Raw genomic sequence first — 18300 nt, forward strand, 5'->3', positions numbered from 1 at the left:
ATTGCAAAAACGGTTTTTGCCAAATCAATGCCAATCGTCGTAATCTTCATGTTGGGCGCCCTCCTCGATTAAGTGGTAGCTTCGACACTTCCACTTTGGCACACCGATGCCGTTTCGGGTGGGGGCGTCCATTCCATTAGTTCGGCGCCCGTCCCCGCCCGGACCAGGTAGCACCGGTAGCAGGATCGCGATATTTCGCAGGCAGTGGACCGTGCGCGACCCTTGGTCTGCCGCGTCGGCTCCCGAAGATATCCCGCTCGGTATATCCGAACTCCGCGACCTTCGCACGTATATCGGCAAGCACCGTGTCGAACTCCTGCTGCCGCATAGCGGCCGCCTGACTCTTGAGTTCGTCAAGTTGTGCTTTCAGTTCCTTGTACGTTGCCACGGACTTCCCCCATATGGACACCTCGCGGTCATGATAGTGACTTTCTCACGGCATTGATCCGAATCGGGACGGCTGATCGACGAGTCTGGCATTGGGTCCGTGGCCGCGAATTCGCAAATCACGAGCAATATTCGGCGGCCGTTTCACGACGAGCGTTCATACTCTTTTGCAAGGAGAGGCTGACGCCCGGCCAGTTCGGTCTAGCGCTTTTTACGAGGGTCGGCGGACACGACGGACCCTTGAAGCGGCGCATTATGCAGTTTTGAACACCGCGCACACCTGGTCGACCACGCGAGCAATGAACAGGACAAGGCGGCGCTGGCGGCGCATTGCGTTATCCTGAAGCGTCCGCTCAAAGGGAACGCGCATGAAGCTTTCGAAATACCTGTTACTGATGGCAGTGTCGCTGTCCGCTGCCGCCTGCGCACAAACCTCGCAGACGTTTCACTTCGGCGAAGGCCAGGACACGCCGCAACATGGACGTACCAGTTCTCCTGCGCCACTGCCCGCAGGCCGGACTACAGAGCCGCTACCCCAGGGCGAGCCGCATCCGCACATGAAGCCGACGTCCGAGTCCCAATCAAAGGCAAAATCGAAGTCAAAGCACCGGCAGCACCATCGGCACCATCCAACCCACCCGTCATCACTTCAGAATCCGTACTCACATCCTTGAGCTGCTCAGCATACAAATCGCGCGTCAGCCATCCAGCAAGTGACTGAACTATCTGGCACTCGCCGGCTGCCGGGCAATTAATTAGGTATATGAATTGATATGGCAGTTACTTGGTGACGTACCACAGAGCGCTTGTTCCGGGGGAGGCTGCTTGTGGCCTGGGGGCCGGCGTCTGGCTGACGTCTGTCTTCTGTGCCGCTCGCGGTGCGGTAGCAGGCAAAGCCTGAGGCGTCCCCACGGTGTCCTGCAACGCAGGCAAAGTCGCAGAAGTTGCTTTGCCTGTGGACGAAGTTGCGACGTACCAGAGGGCGTCCGTCGATACGCCGGATGCCTCGCGCGTCGCATCGGGCTTCGAAGCCGCGACCGCCCCGGCTACCGGTGTTGCCGTGGCCGGCGTCTGCGCAGTCGCCGTTCTACCTGCTGCGCCAACCGCTGTTTGTTGTGCCATCGCTTCAGCTGAGCCGATCTGGAAGATCAACCTGCGCTCCGGCGACGAAATGACCGCATAGGGCGGTTGCGCTTCCCAACGCAGCACGACGCGACCGCGTGGCGTATCCGCGAAGATCGCCGGCACGCGTTTCAAATCGCCAAACTGGACGTAGACTTTTGCCCCGTCGTCGAACACCTGCACGGGTTTAGCCGCGTCCGCTCCCGTTATGGCCCAACTGAAGTTATAGGAGCCGGCTGTAGCCGAAGAATTGGCAGACGCCGCGGATGCCGAAGCGGGCGCGGCGGGTGCCCCATGCGTGGCGCTCATCTTGACCTGATTGACCTGCAGGGTTGCGAACGGGTTATAGGTCCCTGGCGGGATATACGACGGCGGCAGGATGGGCATGGGCGAGTCCGGCGAACTGGCGATGGATTGCGCGGTGGCGTACACCTTTCGGGCATAGGCGAGCCGCTTCTCGGGTGATGATGCGTTATAGGCACCGATCGCGCTCCACGTAGGGCCGTACTGCCGGATATTCTCCGAAAGTATCCATGCGCCGACATAGGCATTCGTACACGGATCGAACAGGCTCTGCTCCGAAATGCCTTCGCGAGCGAGCCGCGGCAGCCACGAACTGTTGATCTGCATGAGGCCGATATCGACCGTGCCATCGTTGTTACGGTTAATAACGTGGGTTTGCGTACCCGATTCGACCTGCGCAATGGCACGCATGAGACCCACGTTCACATGCTGAAACGACGCCGCATCGTCTATGCAGTCGGCATAGGAAATGGCAGGTATCGCAGACAACATCGCGATCTGTATCAGACGTAAGCGCAGATATTGGTTGTGTAAGGCAGATTTTTGACGCTGCATGATTTTATTGGTCGACGCCCATCCGGCAGTCCGCGATAATCGCGGCATGCGACCCATCGAAAAGCCAAGGTCTCGTGACATCTTCAATAGTTGACGCTCGCATGCGATTCCCGGACACGGATTTTATCGAAGAACGAAGGCACTGAACCACTCAGAGCAATAGAGATTGTTAAATGGTGGAGCATGATCCATGCATATCCCGCGTTCAGGCTGGATTATCTGCAAGCGCATTGCTGAGCCGGCTGATCACATTAATCGAAACCCGTAGATACAATGTTGCCGTCCTTTCCGTTCCGGTATTCCCCATGACAAAGCGGCGGCCGCAGAAGCCCCGGCGATCGATGACTCGCGAGATGCTATTGCCCATCGCGCCATCGCTGGCGCGGCGCAGATCAATAGAACATCACATGGCTTGCCATCAGATCGCAAGCGCAAATGGCAGCCCAACGGGTTTTGCGCAGCTGTTCGAGGCAATCTATTGCGCATATTTCGTGCACTTCGCGACCAAAGGCCGCCGCGAACTCGAAACGTTCCGGGAAGCCGAAAGGGAGCTGGGCGAATGCTACGCGCGAGCGAAGGCAGAAGGCAGATCGCGTTTCCGGTCCCGCTTATACCAATGCGGGTAGCTATCCATGCAGGTGGATTATTTATAACGTCCAATCCACCTGAAATAGCCGGATGCCGACGACAAGACGCAAAATGGACACGTCGATATCCTGGTTCGCACGGGCCGGTTAGACTCGAACCAAATGCGTCATGCATCAATCGGATGCGCCCATGACGTAACTGTTAAAAATCACCATTACATACAGTCATGTGGCAGTCGTTTTGGTATTATCTCCGCGCTATCGGGCAGGATTTTTAGCTCTTTACCTTATTTACCGGCTGACAGACTTTTCGGTCAAATTTTCCTGTCTCGCCGACTAAAATACGCGGTTCCGGCTATTGGGTTTTGCTGCGACCGGGCACGTGATTCAAGCATGAACGAGGTAACGCATGACTTCCCGGGCACTGGACAAGGCGCTGAACGCCGGCTACGCGCAAGCCGATCGTCTCGCCAAGCCCGACAGGCCAGTTGGCGAGGACTGGCTGCCGTTGCGGCGACCCAGTCCAGCCGAAGCGATCAGCGCGCAGACCATTGCAAGCGCAAGTGTGCAACCGAAGAAGATGGAAAAAGCATGGACATGACCGACCTGGCTGACGCGATCCGTGGCGGCCTGATCCAGCAGGACCGCCTGATCAAGACGGATATTCCCGCGTTACCGGACAATGCGCTTGTGCCTCGCCGGGCGGTGACGTATTCCGGGCTGGGCCGGGACTTCCACGTCACGCTCGATATGGTATCCACGGCCAGCGACATCGAGCTCAAGAAGCTCATCGCGCAGCCGATGACGCTGTGGATTCAGCAGGCGGACAAGTCTTACCTTCCGGTCAATGGATTCATCCATACAGCGCGGCGGCTTGGCGGAGACGGTAGCCTGTCCAGTTACCAGTTGATTTATGCGTCATGGATGCACTTCCTGCGATTCCGCAGCGACATGCGGTACTGGCAGGATCAAACTCCGGACGCCATCATTACCGACGTCTTCAACCAGCATCCGCAGGCCCGGGGGCAATTCCAGTTTGCCCTCTCGAAGCCCTTGCCCCAACGCTCGTATTGCCGCCAAAGTGAGACAGACTGGAATTTTGTCCATCGGCTGATGGAGGAGGAAGGCCTGTTCGGCTTCTGGCGGCAGACCGAAGACGGTAAATCGCACACGCTGGTCGTCACCGACGACATTTACTCGCTCGACGAGGTGTCGCCGAATCCTGTGAAGTTTTACCGGGCAGGCACAGGCAGTGAAACGGATGCATTTACGCAATGGTCTGGTGCCCGTTCGCTTCAGAGTACGTCGTATGCGACGCGTACGTTCGACTACAAGGCGCCCTCCTCTGCCGTCAATCCCAAAGGCACATCGCTGCCGACGATGGCGGGTCAGGGTGGCTTGCCCGAACAGACCGAAGTCTATGAATATACCGGTGCGTATACGTACCTGAGCCAGGACCGCGGCGAGCATCTGTCGAAGATTCACCTCGAAGAGTGGGAGTCGCGCGCAAAGCGGTTCTTCGCAGTCGGCGGCGTTCGTGGAATCGATGCCGGACGCCGCTTCAAACTGAGCGGCCATCCGGAGCACGACCTCGATCAGGCCAGCCAGCGCGAATTCGCGGTTATCGAGGCGCGCCGCTACATCGAGAACAACCTGCCGGTGTCGGACCAGCAAGCGCGTTTTCCGCATAGCCTGCAGGGCGAACTGGCCCAGGCGAAAACCGGGAACACGGGGGAAGCCGTCAGTCATGCGGACGGTTCTGTCGGTTTCTATCTCGTCGAGGTCGAGGCCCAACGCGTGACAGTTCCGTACCGAAGCCCCTTCGAGCACAGGAAACCAGAGATGCATCTGGAGTCAGCCATAGTCGTGGGGCCGTCTGGCGAAGAGGTGTACACGGACGAACTGAACCGAGTAAAGGTGATGTTCATCTGGGACCGGCAGAACTCGGGCGATGCGGGAGCGTCGTGCTGGGTGAGAGTCGCGCAATCGGACACGGGCGGTGGTTACGGGAGCGTCCACGTTCCGCGCGTTGGCGAGGAAGTGCTGATCGGGTACGTCGGTGGAGACTGCGACAGGCCTACCGTTCTCCATCGCGTCTACAACGGAAGTGTCCAGCCGCAATGGCACAGCAACGGCATCCTGTCGGGTTACCGGTCGAAGGAGTACTCGGGCTCCGGCTATAACGAGTTGGTGCTGGACGATGCAACCGGACAGAATCGCGCAAGGTTGTTCAGCAGTACGGCGAATAGCCAGCTCCACCTGGGCTACCTGATCGACCAGAGCGGCAACACGCGCGGTTCATATCTGGGCGCCGGATTTGCGCTGACGACGGATTCCTACGGTGCGGTGAGCGCCGCGCAAGGAATGTACGTCACGACGCACCCTAAGCAGGCGAACAGCCAGCAGATGGACGTGCGCGAAGCGCTGCAGCAGCTCATCAGCTCCGAAGGTACGTTTGAGGCGCTGTCGCAGGCAAGCGAGCAGCATCAGGCGGAAAGTCTCGGTCCCGGTCACGATGCGCTGAAGAGCTTCACCGACGCGACGCAGAGCAGCGTACAGGGCTCACAGTCGGGCGGCAACACTGCGGGCGGCGGCACCGGCAACGCAAACGCGCTCAAGGAGCCTGTGATACTGATTGCCAGCCCGTCCGGCATCGCCCTCTCGACGCAGCAGTCGGTACACATCGCGAGCGACCGGCAGACCAATCTCGTGAGCGGACAGAGCACGTTTATCGCGAGCGGCAAGTCGCTTGTGGCGAGCGTGGCGGAGAAGATCAGCCTGTTCGTGCAGAACGCAGGGATGAAGCTGTTTGCAGCGAAGGGCAAAGTCGAAGTACAGGCGCACTCTGACAACATCGAACTTACTGCCCAGAAAACGGTAAAGGTCCTGTCGGCGACCGAGAATATTGAGGCCGCCGCCGCGAAAGAGATACTGCTGACGTCGGGCGGCGCCTATATTCGGATCAAGGACGGCAACATTGAGATTCACGCCCCCGGCAAGATCGATATCAAAGGCGTTCAGCATAACTTCAGCGGCCCGACTTCGCAATCATGGCCAATGCCGCAGTTGCCCACTGGCGACTTGAAACTTCCCGGGAAATTCGTCTTTTCTCAATAAATGTCGGGCGTCCTTCTGCGCCGCAAGTTTGAACTTGGCCTTACTCATGATCCTCAGTTATCCCATACAGTCGATGGACGCGGAAATTGGTGACGCCGCGCGCGATAAGAAATATGCCGACACATGGTTTCCCGATCCTGCCTACGGCTCCGGCGCGTACCCACTGAGCGCGCATTTGCGCTGGCATGGCGGCGTGCATCTGCGTTATGGCGCTGAACCCATTCGTGCCATAGCGGATGGCAAGGTAGTCTTTGTCCGCACGCCCGCTGTGAAGAACGCCAACAGCAACGATCCGCTAAACTATGGCAGCGGACACGATTGGACCGATAACGGCTGCGTTGTCATCGAGCACACTGCGGAAACGGGCAAAAATACGCATGTCACATTCTGGTCGGTGTCAATGCACCTGAAAACTGTGAAGGTCCAATTCGGAAAGGAAGTCGACCGTAAGGACGTACTCGGAACGGGTGGTGAAATCGCGGGCGTACCGGCAATTCATTTCGAAATTTTCACGAGTCAAGACGGTGTCGACGCACTGATCAAGCGAGCGGATCAGCCCTATAAGGTTTTTTCTTCTGCAGACAATTCAGGCGATCCCGATTTGTGGGGCGACATGCACTTTATTGTGCCGACCGGCGCGGCAGTGTTCGACCATTCGCCGGAGCAATCAAGGCTGGACTATGAGAAGTGGAAACAGCGCAAGCAAAAGCATGATCAGGCCGAGCACAAACGCATTCAAGCTCTTGTAGCCGCCGCGCACCACACTCACACGCATCCAGACCCGGCTGCGCTGCATGCGCAACCTTTTCAAGACCCGGCACCAGCGCAGTCCACGCCGAGGCAGATTGGCACAACAGACAAGACGCTATGCGTGCGAATCGCCTTCCTGAACGGCACCTATTCGACAGCCAGTTTCACCGAGGGCGGCAGCGCGGTCGGCGAGGCGACCGAACGCGACGCGCAATACGAATACGAAATGAGCGCGCTAAGCAAACTGATCGCTCCTGCTTCCCAAAGCGCGGCCTACGAATTAGTACGATATGGCAGAGTCGTCGGCGAAGACGCGCTCGATCCAGCCGACGCTGCAAACTGGAAATATATCGCCTGGGACACAGACAAAAAGGGCTATGTCAATTTAAACGTTGCGGGGGTAGTCAAGCTCTCGGATGCGGACTTCCCCGCATTTTTAGGTTGGCAACGCGTCCCGCAGGGTGCCAAGGGTACCGCCTCAACCTCGGATGGCCGTTGCGACGCAAAAGCCGTGCTCGACCTGTTACGCACTCAAGACAGCGCCGAAATCACCGACGACGCGGCGCGCGCGAAGCTCAACGATGCTGCGGTGCGAAACAAGCTGCGCCGCCTCGTCTGCGAGTTTCAAACGGAGTGGGAAGACGCGTCCTTCGACCAGACGTATGATTTCCTGCTCAAGGACGGCACGTGGGGCGACAACTCTCCTCGTGCCGCCATGACCCGAGACCAATACGCGCAATTCAAGGCACATGCGCTTGCGCTGCAATGGTGGAGCACCGCCGCGCTCGGTTTGCCTTCGAAGCTGTGGCATTTTCATCCAATCGAGTTCATCACCTGGATGCGAAAATGTGGTTGGATCGACAAGCGCACGCTCGCTCGCATCTATCCGAGGACGCCGGAGGCGACGCGCGAGCGCTATCGCACAGCGCTCAATCAGGTAATGCAGAAGTACGTCTTCACGACGCCACTGCGCCAGGCACACTTCCTCGGACAAGGTGCAGTCGAATCAGGCAGCCTTATGAGTATGCAGGAGGCCAGTATGTTGAACGGCCGAAAGAATCCCAAATCTGAAGTCTCAGAGGCGCAACTCGGGCATTGGTACGGACGCGATGCCGGCGAATCCGACAGCTTTTTCAGTAGCGATAAGGTTAACAGTCTCGGTACGGTCTACGCTGGCTCATATAGCTGGATGCTCGGTAATGTTGGAGACGTCGACGCGCAGAAGTATCGCGGCCGTGGATTCAAGCAACTTACAGGCCGCTCGAATTACGCCGAATACTGGGTCTATCGAGGCTGGCTGAAAAAAACCGATTTCGACGCAAGTTGGTGGACGGATCACGCATACAAGCAGCACCAGCCTGAACAAATGACCAAGCGTCCCGCGCCGATCGAAGACCCAGACCGCGTGATATCGAGCCCATTCAACTGCATAGACAGTGGTGGCTTCTTTGTCGCTTACATTCGTTCCGACATCAAGGAAGCGATCGACAAGGGTTCGCCCAAAATCCCGGTCTCACACGCGCAAGTCGATGCTTTGAAGAATAATTCACTGATTGTTAGCAAGGCCATCAATGGCAAGGGACTTGCCGCCGATGCTCGCTATAGCGACACACTCGCCGCCCTGAAGGTGCTGAATTGAAAATCCCGGGATTCGCTGTTGCCGCACTGACGGCCGCCACGCTCAATGTACACGCGCAGGACCTCGACTCCGTTCGCTATGTCGCGTCTACTGGCACGATTGTTCTCATCGATTCGCAGCATGCTGAAAAACAATGCCGGATCGAGCCAAAAATGAATGACGCCGCGCCGTTGTTTAACTGGAACAAGACAGTCGTAATCCTTGGAAGCGTTGAATATGTGCCGGTCGACTCGCTCGTCGCATGCGCCGGCGGCGTTACAGCGGTAAGACGCATTCCGGCGAAGGTCGGTGCCGTGGCAGACGTCAATACGGCCAAGAATCTCTACCTTGCGCTTGATGTCGTGAGCACGACTCCCGAAACCTATACAGCGACTGTCGCCCATCTGGGTAGCACGCGCCCAGTTGCCGATTTTCCCGGGATGTATGGCGTGGCAAAAGGGAAATCGAGAGTCGAAAAGGAGTCGTTTAGCTATGACGAGTCCTCGCTTGGGCGTATCTCACCCGATGGCCGCTACGTGAGTGCGGACGGTAGCATGTTGTGCGGCGACGACTCCTATCCAGGCGTTTGGGATTTGGAGCGCAAGCAGAAGGTCATTCGCGAAGACGGATGCGAATCGCTCTTTAAAGCTCATTAAAACAAATGCTGGCTGCGAGCGGGGACAGCCCCCGCGCGAACTTAAACTATGCAACGTTTTCTGATACTCAACGGTGACAAGACCACTGCGAACGGAACGGTCATAGCCGCGCCGATGACGATCCAGTTCGTGGCCCGCGATGTCGCCCACGAGGGAGACGACGTGCAATGCCCCGCGTGCAACACGACGGGCAAGATCAGGTGCGATGGTCCGCGTCAGGTAATGACTGCACCCGATGGGCGGCACGCCGCGTTGAGCGACGATCTTTGCATCTGCAAGTGCGAGCCGCCGCCGAAGCTCGTTGCTTCGCAACGGTCGATGTCGGTCGATGCCTGACAACCGGGAGCGCGCGCGGTCAGTACGACACCTGTTGATGATCGCATTCCAAGGATTCGCGCCTATCTAGCGGCCGAAGGTTTCACGCTGCTGGATGAGAAATGGTGCGGCATGTTCAGCCAGTATCAGTTCCGACGCACGAACCACCACGTTTCCTCCCAGCTCGGGGCAAGTCTTCTCCGTCGCCTTCGCGGAGTGCGCGGCGCATTCCGGCCGCGGTTGATCATACGGAATTCCGGGCCAGTCGGAGCACGACATGGCCTGTCAGGCGCCAATGCTCTCCTCAAATTCGAATAGCGCTCCCTCGTGAGCCTCGAGCATGGTGCGGACATCGGGCAGCGCACGGCGAACCATCGGGCGCGCAGATCTCGGGAGATTCGAGCAGGCGAGCTCGATATCGCCGCTTCTGTGCTCGCCGAGCATCGCGAGCATCACGCACGCCTGCTGGATATCTTTCTGCGACTTGACCAGCATGTTGGTGCGCAAGCGTGAAACGAGGATCTTGTGGATCGCGAAGCGTGCGGGGTCCGGCACACGAACCGGCACCGCGCCGTGCCTTGAAAGCAGCGTGCCCATGTGGGACTGGCCGAGCAGGTAGGCGAGATAAGGCATGCCGCTCGCATGCGCACCGAGCTCTGGAACAGCGACGGTCGGAAATGTGTTGTCCTTCGAAGGCACAAGCAGATCGACGTGAAAACGCGTCCGCCCCGCCTGCTTGTACGACGTGGACGGATCGCCCCTGTTGAACCCCGGCACCGGCACGAAGTCGATTCCGGTTTCTTTCAGGATTTCGAGCAGGCCACCCGACGGCACACCCTGTAGCGCGAGCTGGCGGGCGCGCGCGATATCGATGTCCTCGGTCTCGTAGGCAAGCGCCTTGATGCCAAGGCTATTGAGCAGAACCGCGTACGCGTGAGAGCCCACGAGCACCGCGCCGGCCTCGAAAAGTCCGTAATTGTGGAGGACCGCCATGGTCGCGTAGGTCTTGTTGTCGGCAATCTGGAAGCCGAGCTTCGCGAGCTCCCGAATGCGGCTGATGAGGTCTTTGGACTGCTCGATCTGTGCCATCACCGCAGCGACGCGCTCCTCGGCCGCCGGATCGCCCTTGGGTCCGCCAAGACTCTCCTGCTGCCGCTTGCCCTCCGCGTTCATGAACTGCCGATAGTAGTAGACAGCGTTCCCGCGATGGTGCTCGGTGATCGTGCCCGGCGCACCCACGAGAACCCGCCCCTGGCTGGCGGCCGCCTGCTCGACGTTCGCGTACTGGGAGCAAAATGCCTGATCGTGTCGCTGGTAAAGAGGAAGTCCGTGCATGCCAAAGAATTGCAGTAATTTGTTGGATTTTACTGCAAAAGGTACGTTCGTGATTGCAGTAATTTTATAAGAATTACTGCAATCAACCTAGAATCCCTCAGGCCACCAATCCCTCGCCTGTCCGATACCCCAGGCGAACGGTACAAGGTTACCCGGCGGTACCGGGCGCATCGGTTAGGATCTGTTCGGGCCATGCCCGGTCCGCGACCTCATTGTCGGACTTCTCACCCCGCACCGGCTGACGAATCGCCGACGTCTCGAATTCATGTTCCGGCGCATCGCTGGGCCAACGTCTGTGGCCCCGTCCGCGTGCTTTAGCACGCCGAGGGCCACCCGATGCCTGTGCGCGGGCATCGGGTCTCACCAGATGCAGGACTTCGAAGCCTGTTAGCCGATTGATGAAGAGAATGACGCAAACTTACGTTTTTCAAATTCCGGTTGCGGCAGTCGATCGCGCACGTCCATGCAGAACGTCGAGCCACGACTCTGGCTTTCTATCAATCACCTTTTCCCGGTTTCCGACATGAGCTCGCCGCACGTCTTGCATGTATAAGAGGCGTATCCGTGCGAGTCCCTGCCGTTGTTCACCAGTCCGGTCGTGCGAATCGAGTCCCACTGAGAAGAGTACGGTTCATCGTCATCGCACGCCACCTCTTCGCCGTCGTGTCCGTTGACGCACACGAAGTATCTACGTATCAACGTCGTCATCGCTGCCCTCCTGCGGCTTACGGTTACTGCGAAGCGGCGCTCCAGCCGCGCGAGCTGGCCGTACAGGCCCATTCGTGCAGGTTCGCGTTCCTGAAGAGTCGTGTCCTGCACCATCCACTCCGTATTGCGCTGTCCATTCATCCCGCGACTGACGTGAGCGCTAGCGAATCGCCGTCCACGAGATGGCCAGGCTGGAATCCCGTCAATTGTTTGACAATTTTCAATGCCCTGACGATCGAGGCCTGCAGAAAAAAGACGCCGCGCAAGTGACGCGCTGCATTGCCCGGCGCCAGCTTTTCGATGGCCCTTGCATGACCGTCTCCGTCAAGGACCGGCACACGCAGCGCGGCGCCGCAGCCTGGGTGACAAAGCGGCACGCCAACGTGGTCGGCGCGTCCACGGTCCGGAACGGAGGGATGCATCTCTCCAAAGCGCGAAGATGTCCGGCGCAGTGTAGATGCCATGGTGCGCCGCGCAACGATGCTGGAGATAATCATCCAATACTGGATCAGCATTGCGGTTCGGGCCGGCTCAACCGCGTGTTCCCATTAGAGCGAAGCGCACCAGCCTGGCCGCCTGCGACCGCAGTTCCACCCGCGGAGCAGGACACGACGGGCAGCGCAAGTCGCGCAACGGCGCGTCGGATAACAGCGTCGACTTTGGGAGTCCTGGCCTACGGGACAGGCCTTAAAATATGCGACTCCAGCATTCCGCTACAGGGAAGTATGGTCGGTCCACACCGGTTTCACAACATGCAGTGAGTTCTTCTTCCCTGTTCCGCTAAACGCACGCGCACGTGCCGGGCTTTGGCCTGTCGCGCGCCCGTAGAAACGTCCGCGTAGGTTAGCGACGAGTCATTCGCCCGCTCGCCGACGCGAAACTGTTGAAATGCCGGATCCCAGGACGCAGTGTGATTCTGGACTTCGGGAATCCCCGCGGCGCAGAAATGTTCTTTGGCAGTCGGTCAGTCTGGTGACGCAGCTGTTGTGACAGCGCACACGCCTCACACGTCGAATGCATGCAGTGCCCGCAGGCAGCTTCGGGCAGATGCAGGCCGGAGCTGATCGCGACGGCTCAGGCATCACACCGCCCAGTCACGCGCCACGGTATCAACGTTTCAGTGCAGCCGAGCGAGGTTACGAAGGTGCGAATCGCCGTCCCGCGTAACGCGAGGCCGTATGGTCCCCTCAAGTGTCTCCAGGGCAACCAGCTGGCGTTCAGGCAGGGTGTGGCCACGCTTCTGGCCACGGCGGCGGCGGTCGCAGGCTCGGTACCCAGTTTCCGGGTGACGCTACGCATCATCCAGATGCCGATACCGAGACGGACAAGCGGGTTCGTGCCCAGTTCGACGCAGTACCAATCCCGAAAAGTCCGGCAACCCTGTATCGATTAAACGAGCACGCGCAAGTCAGGTTTCATGGTGCGATGGATGTCTGGCCCTGACGCCCGGGCACGCGAACAGCGCAGTACCTGACTCGGTTATCGGCGGCATCATTTATTTCTTCATACAAATTATGCGTTTTCGCCGCGAGAATTTTTTTACAACGGAGGTCGCTGGAGATCAGTCAGCATTGTCCGATTCAGCCGCGCCCAGTCATGGTGCGCGGGAAATTACACGGCTATCCTGGTCGACGGCAACGACGCTTACGCCGCAGGCCAGATTCCGCGCGTTCGCGACTGTGCCAGTCTCGTCCCCTCCCTGGTAGCGAGCGTTCGCACGACGCCAGTTGCCGACATTTTTTGGAATCCATAACATCGGCAAAGGTCCAGGCACGAAGGCCCCCGCAGGGTGACCTGCGCCTGGCGTCGTTATCCGACCACCCGCGCCTCAAGCCCGCTGCGTACCGCCAGATCGAAACGCTCAGGGCGAATATGGAACACCGTCGCCTCGCACGCGCGCCCGTCAGCAAGTCGGGAGGTCCGGCGCAGCACGAGCAGCGGCGCACGCGGGGACACTTCCAGATACGCGGCGATATCGCTCGCCGCGGCAACCGCCGTGATGGTCATGTCGGCATCGACGATATGCCAGCCCGGCAGCCGTTCGAGCATCTCGTACGACGGGAGAGCTTGCGCCTCCTCGCGCGAAATGACACTTGCTTCGGGCAGCAGGCAGGTCTGCGCGAGCGCGACAGGCGCGCCATCGACGCGGTGCAGGCGTTCAAGATACACACAATCCGTGACATCGGCGGCGAAGGTCTCGCGCAGGCCGGGCGGTACCGCACACGCTTGCATGCGCAGCAGTTCCATGCTGGCCCGCGCGCCCTGCGCCGCCAGCGAGTCGTAAAAGCCGCGCAACACGTCGAGCCGGTGCTGCAGACGCCGGGGCTTCACGAACGTGCCCTTGCCCTGCTTGCGCTCCACGATGTGCGTCTCCACCAGACGGCCGAGCGCCAGCCGGACCGTCACCCGACTCACGTCAAAGCGATCGCCCAGTTCGGCTTCCGACGGCAACTTGCCCGACGGCTCATAGATGCCCTGCCCGATTTCCTGCTCAAGCGTCGTCGCAATCTGCTCATAGAGCGACGTCACGTCTTCCCGCACCAACATGGTTAAGGTCCCTCGCTGCACTCGCGCCTCGCCTTGAGCGAGATTCGCGATATCGATATGAAAATCAATTGGATGGTCCAACTTGTATTAATACGTATTATGCCATCCTGACCCGCCGACGATAGCAGCATCGGCTCGAATAACGAACGCAGGAAAGCATGAAGTGACAGACAAGATCCTCGACGCGCCGCCGCTCGAGCGCCCACCACATGATGGAGCGGCCCTCCATCGGCGCGAAACCGTACCTGCGGCTGCTCATAGCCACGCTGGCCCGCGCAGCGGCTCCGCGCTCCTGCGTGCCCGCCTCGGCTTCGCGGCAGCGTGGCTCGTCTTCATCGCGCTCGCCTGGCTCATGCCCACACCCACCGGACTCGACGCGAACGGCCAGGCAACCCTCGCCGTGGTCGCGTGGGTCGCGATCGTCTGGGTGACCGAGGCCATTCCCGTCGGCGTGAGCGGCATTTTGATACCGATGCTGCTTGTGCTTTCACATGCGAGTCCGGGTTTTCCGAAGGCCGCAAGCGGCTTTGCAGCGCCCGTGGTGTTCCTCTGCCTCGCGGCATTCCTCTTTTCGGCGATCATGCAGGCGAGTGGCCTCGACCGCCGCATTGCGCTGGCGCTGCTCGAGCGCCTGAAGGTGCGCACCGCCAACGGCGTGATCTGGGCAATGTTCGCCGTCAACTTCGTGATGTCGATGGTCGTGCCGGCCGCGAATGCGCGCTCGGCAGCACTGCTGCCGGTCACCAACGGTATCGTCCAGCTGTTCGGCGATTCGCCGCGCGAGCGTGCCGCGAAAAAGGCCATCGTGATCCAGTCGCTTGTCTACGGGGCGATGATCAGCGGCATGTGCATTCTCACGGCGCATCTGCCGAACATGGTCGTGTCAGGCCTGCTCGAAAAGCAGCTCGGCATCCACATTTCATACTTCACGTGGTTCAAGCTCCAGTGGCCGTATCTGGGCATGTTCGCGATCACGCAGTGCTGGGTCCAGTACTATTTCCGCTCTCGTGCCGTGCAGATTCCCGGCGGACGCGCCGCCATCGCGACAATGCGTCGCGCACTCCCGCCTGCCTCGCGCAATGACTGGCTGGTGCTGGTCCTGTTCGCGGGCGTGGCGGTCCTGTGGGCAACGGAGCCGCTGCATCACCTGTCGTCGGAGATCGTCGCGCTGATCGCGCTTGCCGTCCTGTTTGCGCCAGGCGTGCTGCGTTTCGGCTGGGCGGAAGTCGAGCAGCGCACGATCTGGGGCACACTGTTTCTGCTCGCAGGCGCGCTCTCGCTGTCCTCTGCGATCAGTTCGTCGGGGCTCGCCCAATGGGCCGCCGACCACATCTATCTCGTCGCGCACGGTCATGGCTGGTGGCTCGCCATTGGCATCGTCATGGCCGGCACGCACATCATCCGTATCGGCATGCTATCCAACGTCGCTGCTGTCACCATGATCGCGCCGATCGCGCTTGCGCTCGCTCCGCGCCTTGGTCTGCATCCGGTCGCGTTCACGATGCTCGTCAGCGACACCGACAGCTTCGCCTACCTGCTGCCCACGCAGATCACGGCGGGCGTCATTGCCTACAGCAGCGGCGCGTTCACCACCGCCGATTACGCCCGCGTCGGCGTGATCTCGGTGCTGATTGCGATCCTGTACGGGCTATGCGTGATCGCACCGTGGTATGCGTTCATGGGCGTGCCCGTGTGGGACGCGTCCGCGGCATGGCCATTTGCGCATTGATACTTGCGCGCACTCGCATGGTCACGTGCGCGCGATCCCTTACCCGTCTTGTCGACACCCACCCCAGATGAGCGAATCGAACGAAACCGGTCTGCACGCCCGCGCGCGTGCCCTGCGCGAGCGCCTTGGTGATCATGTCGCTCCGGCCGGCCTCTATGAGCAACTGAAACAGCGTCCCTTCGCCGGCAGCGTGCGTTGCAGCGTTTCGCGACTCGAAGCGGGCAGCTGGGCCGAAGTCGTGCTCGACTACGAAGTCGGCTCGTCAGGCATAGCCGATGGCGGGTGGCTGAAGGCCACGTTCAAGTTCTACTCGGACTGGGCGCTCTTCCAGACAAGCGACCCCACCGCGGCGAACTACATCAGCGCCGAGTATCATGCGGCGCCGCTCGTGCCGGGCCAGAGTCCCGCCACGGTGCAGGCGCTCAATATACGTTTCGACCAGAAAGGGCACGAGCGGCCGTACCAGAAGGCCGTGATCGTCGATGTCGTCGACGGGTATCTGAACGCAGGCGACCGCATCGTGATCCGTCTTGGTGATCGCCGCCGTGGTCCCGGCACGCGCATCCAGACCTTTTCTGAAGACGATTTCCGCTTCCGGCTCTACGTCGATCCGCTGGGCACGTCGCGCTTCGTTGCAGTGCCTGGCGACATTGCCATCGACATCCATCCGGGCGATCCAACGGACGTACTACTCATCGGGCCGCGCTTCGTGCGTCCTGGCGAGGCTGCGCCGTTTCGCCTTGCGTTGCAGGACCGTTGGGGCAACGCATGTCGCGAGCTGGGCGCGAACGCGAAGGCACGGCCGGTAGTCGTCAATTCGATCGCCAGTTTGATCGCCAACGTGATCGCCCGCAACGCAGAAGGCACAACGGTCTATCAGCGCGAGCATGCATTCCCCACGCAGGGATTCGCGACGCTCGCGCTCGACGACCTGCCAACGGACCGGGGCACGCTGTACATCGTCGCAGACGTGCCCGCGCGGCCGGAAATCCGCGCAGCCGTTGCCTGGCTCACGGTCGACGCCACACTGCCCGCCCCGCGTGCACTCTACGCCGACCTTCACGTCCATGCGCACGACACGGTCGGCACCAACAGTCCCGCATACAACGCGCAGTACGCGCGCGATATTGGTGGGATCGATATCCTCGGTTATACAGCGAACGACTTCCAGATCACGGATGCGAACTGGCAACTGGGCGTCGAGGCCGTCGATCAGTTTAACGAACCCGGCCGCTTCGTCGTCTATCCCGTGCAGGAGTGGTGTGGCAGTTCGACGGCGGGTGGCGACCACAACGTCGTATTTCTCGGCGACGAACGTCCCGGCTTTCCGTACAATGCGCGCGGCGAGCACAACCGCACACTCGTGTGGAACGAGGACATGAAAGGCAACGCGGTCGAACTCGGCCGCTGGCCCGTCGAGGAACTGTGGGACGCCTACGCCGACGACGCCAAACATCATCTCGTCATGCCGCACGTCGGCGGGCGGCGCTACATTCCGGACTGGCACCATCCGGAGCTCGAACGGCTCGTCGAAATCGCTTCGACGTGGGGTCACTTCGGCTGGCTCTACCAGGACGTCATCGCGCGGGGCTACCAGCTTGGCGTGGCTGCGAGCGGCGACGAACACCGCGGACGTCCCGGCGGCGGCGCGCCGGGCGTGCAGGTCTTCGGCGTACATGGTGGTCTGACGGGCGTGCTCGCCGATGCACTCGACCGGCATACGGTCGGCCAGGCCTTACGCTCACGCCGCACGTGGGCGACAACAGGCGAACACAGCGCGCTGCTCGTGCGCAGCGGCGATCACTGGCAAGGCGACGCGTTCACGCAGCGCGGTCCGGCCACGCTCGATTACCGCCTGCTCGGACGCGCCGGCTGGGAATACGTCGCCGCCTACGATCACAGCGGCCTGATATGGGAGCGCAACCTGCATGAGGAACTCGGCTATGCAGAGCGTCTGATCCGCGTGCGCTGGGGCGGCGCACGCATTCGGGACCGGTATCGCTGGGCGGCGTGGCGTGGCCGCATCCGCATTCTCAACGGCACAATTCACAACTTCGGCTGGCATGGCTTCGAACACGTCGAGGAATCCGCGTGGCGCACAGGCGCAACGGACATCGAATTCAGCAGCGACACGTACGGCGACGCGGACAGCATCGAGATCGACGTGAGCAATCTTGCCGCGGCGACCATCGTGATCGAAGGCACCATCGACGGGTTTGTTAAGGTCGGCGATCCGCTCGCAGGCAATCCATTCGCGCATGCGCCCACGTTTCGCTTCGAAGTTAGCGGCGCGGATCTGCTTGCGCGGGGCAAGGCAACACATGCGCTCGGCGGCACGGAATTGTTCGTCGCGGTCGAGCGACTGACCGACAGGCCGTTGCCGGTCGATCTGGCGGGCAGTGTCGAGGTTGCCGCGCAGAACGCGCCGTTTGGTTTTCGTCCGGTGTACTTCTTCGGGCGGCAGCGTGATGACAGCAAGGTGTGGTCGTCGGCGCAGTTCATTACTTTTGAATAAGTTCGCCGCAGGCGCAGGTGAACAGCGCCCGAAGTGACCAGGCCCGGTTTGAATCC

12 protein-coding genes are annotated in these 18300 nt (G+C 60.4%); 7 read left to right on the forward strand and 5 right to left on the reverse strand.

Annotated elements, in window-relative coordinates; translation table 11 throughout:
• Window positions 1-136: 136 nt before the first annotated feature.
• On the reverse strand, window positions 137-388 hold the full coding sequence (locus AB3X99_RS37425; protein WP_368619836.1) for an H-NS histone family protein: 252 nt from the start codon (window positions 386-388) through the stop codon (window positions 137-139).
• 779 nt (window positions 389-1167) lie between these two features.
• Window positions 1168-2367, reverse strand: coding sequence for a transglycosylase SLT domain-containing protein (locus AB3X99_RS37430; RefSeq protein ID WP_368619837.1), 1200 nt, complete (start codon window positions 2365-2367; stop codon window positions 1168-1170).
• Window positions 2368-3363: 996 nt separating this feature from the next.
• Here AB3X99_RS37430 and AB3X99_RS37435 point away from each other — a divergent pair.
• From AB3X99_RS37435 to AB3X99_RS37455, 5 genes are read left to right on the forward strand one after another with little or no spacing between them, the layout of a single operon-like run.
• Window positions 3364-3555, forward strand: coding sequence for a hypothetical protein (locus AB3X99_RS37435; RefSeq protein ID WP_368619838.1), 192 nt, complete (start codon window positions 3364-3366; stop codon window positions 3553-3555).
• Window positions 3546-6071: a type VI secretion system Vgr family protein gene (locus AB3X99_RS37440; protein WP_368619839.1), complete on the forward strand. Its 2526-nt coding sequence runs from the start codon at window positions 3546-3548 to the stop codon at window positions 6069-6071. Before AB3X99_RS37435 ends, AB3X99_RS37440 begins: the two co-directional genes overlap by 10 nt.
• Window positions 6072-6117: 46 nt before the next feature.
• On the forward strand, window positions 6118-8460 hold the full coding sequence (locus tag AB3X99_RS37445; RefSeq protein ID WP_368619840.1) for a hypothetical protein: 2343 nt from the start codon (window positions 6118-6120) through the stop codon (window positions 8458-8460).
• On the forward strand, window positions 8457-9095 hold the full coding sequence (locus AB3X99_RS37450; RefSeq protein WP_368619841.1) for a hypothetical protein: 639 nt from the start codon (window positions 8457-8459) through the stop codon (window positions 9093-9095). Before AB3X99_RS37445 ends, AB3X99_RS37450 begins: the two co-directional genes overlap by 4 nt.
• A gap of 48 nt (window positions 9096-9143) precedes the next feature.
• Window positions 9144-9431 (forward strand): PAAR domain-containing protein, encoded by a 288-nt coding sequence (locus AB3X99_RS37455; RefSeq protein WP_368619842.1) that lies wholly within the window; start codon window positions 9144-9146, stop codon window positions 9429-9431.
• Window positions 9432-9695: 264 nt separating this feature from the next.
• On the opposite strand, the gene AB3X99_RS37460 is transcribed toward AB3X99_RS37455, so the two are convergent.
• From AB3X99_RS37460 to AB3X99_RS37470, 3 genes are all read right to left on the reverse strand, one after another.
• Entirely contained in the window at window positions 9696-10745 is a 1050-nt protein-coding gene (locus tag AB3X99_RS37460; protein ID WP_368619843.1) for a GSU2403 family nucleotidyltransferase fold protein, read from the reverse strand.
• A gap of 845 nt (window positions 10746-11590) precedes the next feature.
• Window positions 11591-11968, reverse strand: a complete 378-nt coding sequence (locus AB3X99_RS37465; protein ID WP_368619844.1) for a hypothetical protein — start codon at window positions 11966-11968, stop codon at window positions 11591-11593.
• A gap of 1294 nt (window positions 11969-13262) precedes the next feature.
• Window positions 13263-14021 carry a GntR family transcriptional regulator gene (locus tag AB3X99_RS37470; protein WP_368619845.1) on the reverse strand — a complete coding sequence of 253 codons (759 nt, stop codon included), beginning with the start codon at window positions 14019-14021 and terminating at the stop codon, window positions 13263-13265.
• A 142-nt stretch (window positions 14022-14163) separates the two neighbouring features.
• Here AB3X99_RS37470 and AB3X99_RS37475 point away from each other — a divergent pair, with 142 nt between their 5' ends.
• Both AB3X99_RS37475 and AB3X99_RS37480 read left to right on the forward strand, forming a co-directional pair.
• The gene (locus tag AB3X99_RS37475; protein ID WP_368619846.1) at window positions 14164-15729 is read left to right on the forward strand and encodes a DASS family sodium-coupled anion symporter; all 1566 of its coding nucleotides are present in this window, start codon (window positions 14164-14166) and stop codon (window positions 15727-15729) included.
• A gap of 67 nt (window positions 15730-15796) precedes the next feature.
• Window positions 15797-18244, forward strand: a complete 2448-nt coding sequence (locus AB3X99_RS37480; RefSeq protein WP_368619847.1) for a hypothetical protein — start codon at window positions 15797-15799, stop codon at window positions 18242-18244.
• Window positions 18245-18300 lie beyond the last annotated feature (56 nt).

The sequence above is a fragment of the Paraburkholderia sp. BR10882 genome, from assembly GCF_040948855.1.
GTDB lineage: Bacteria > Pseudomonadota > Gammaproteobacteria > Burkholderiales > Burkholderiaceae > Paraburkholderia > Paraburkholderia nodosa_A.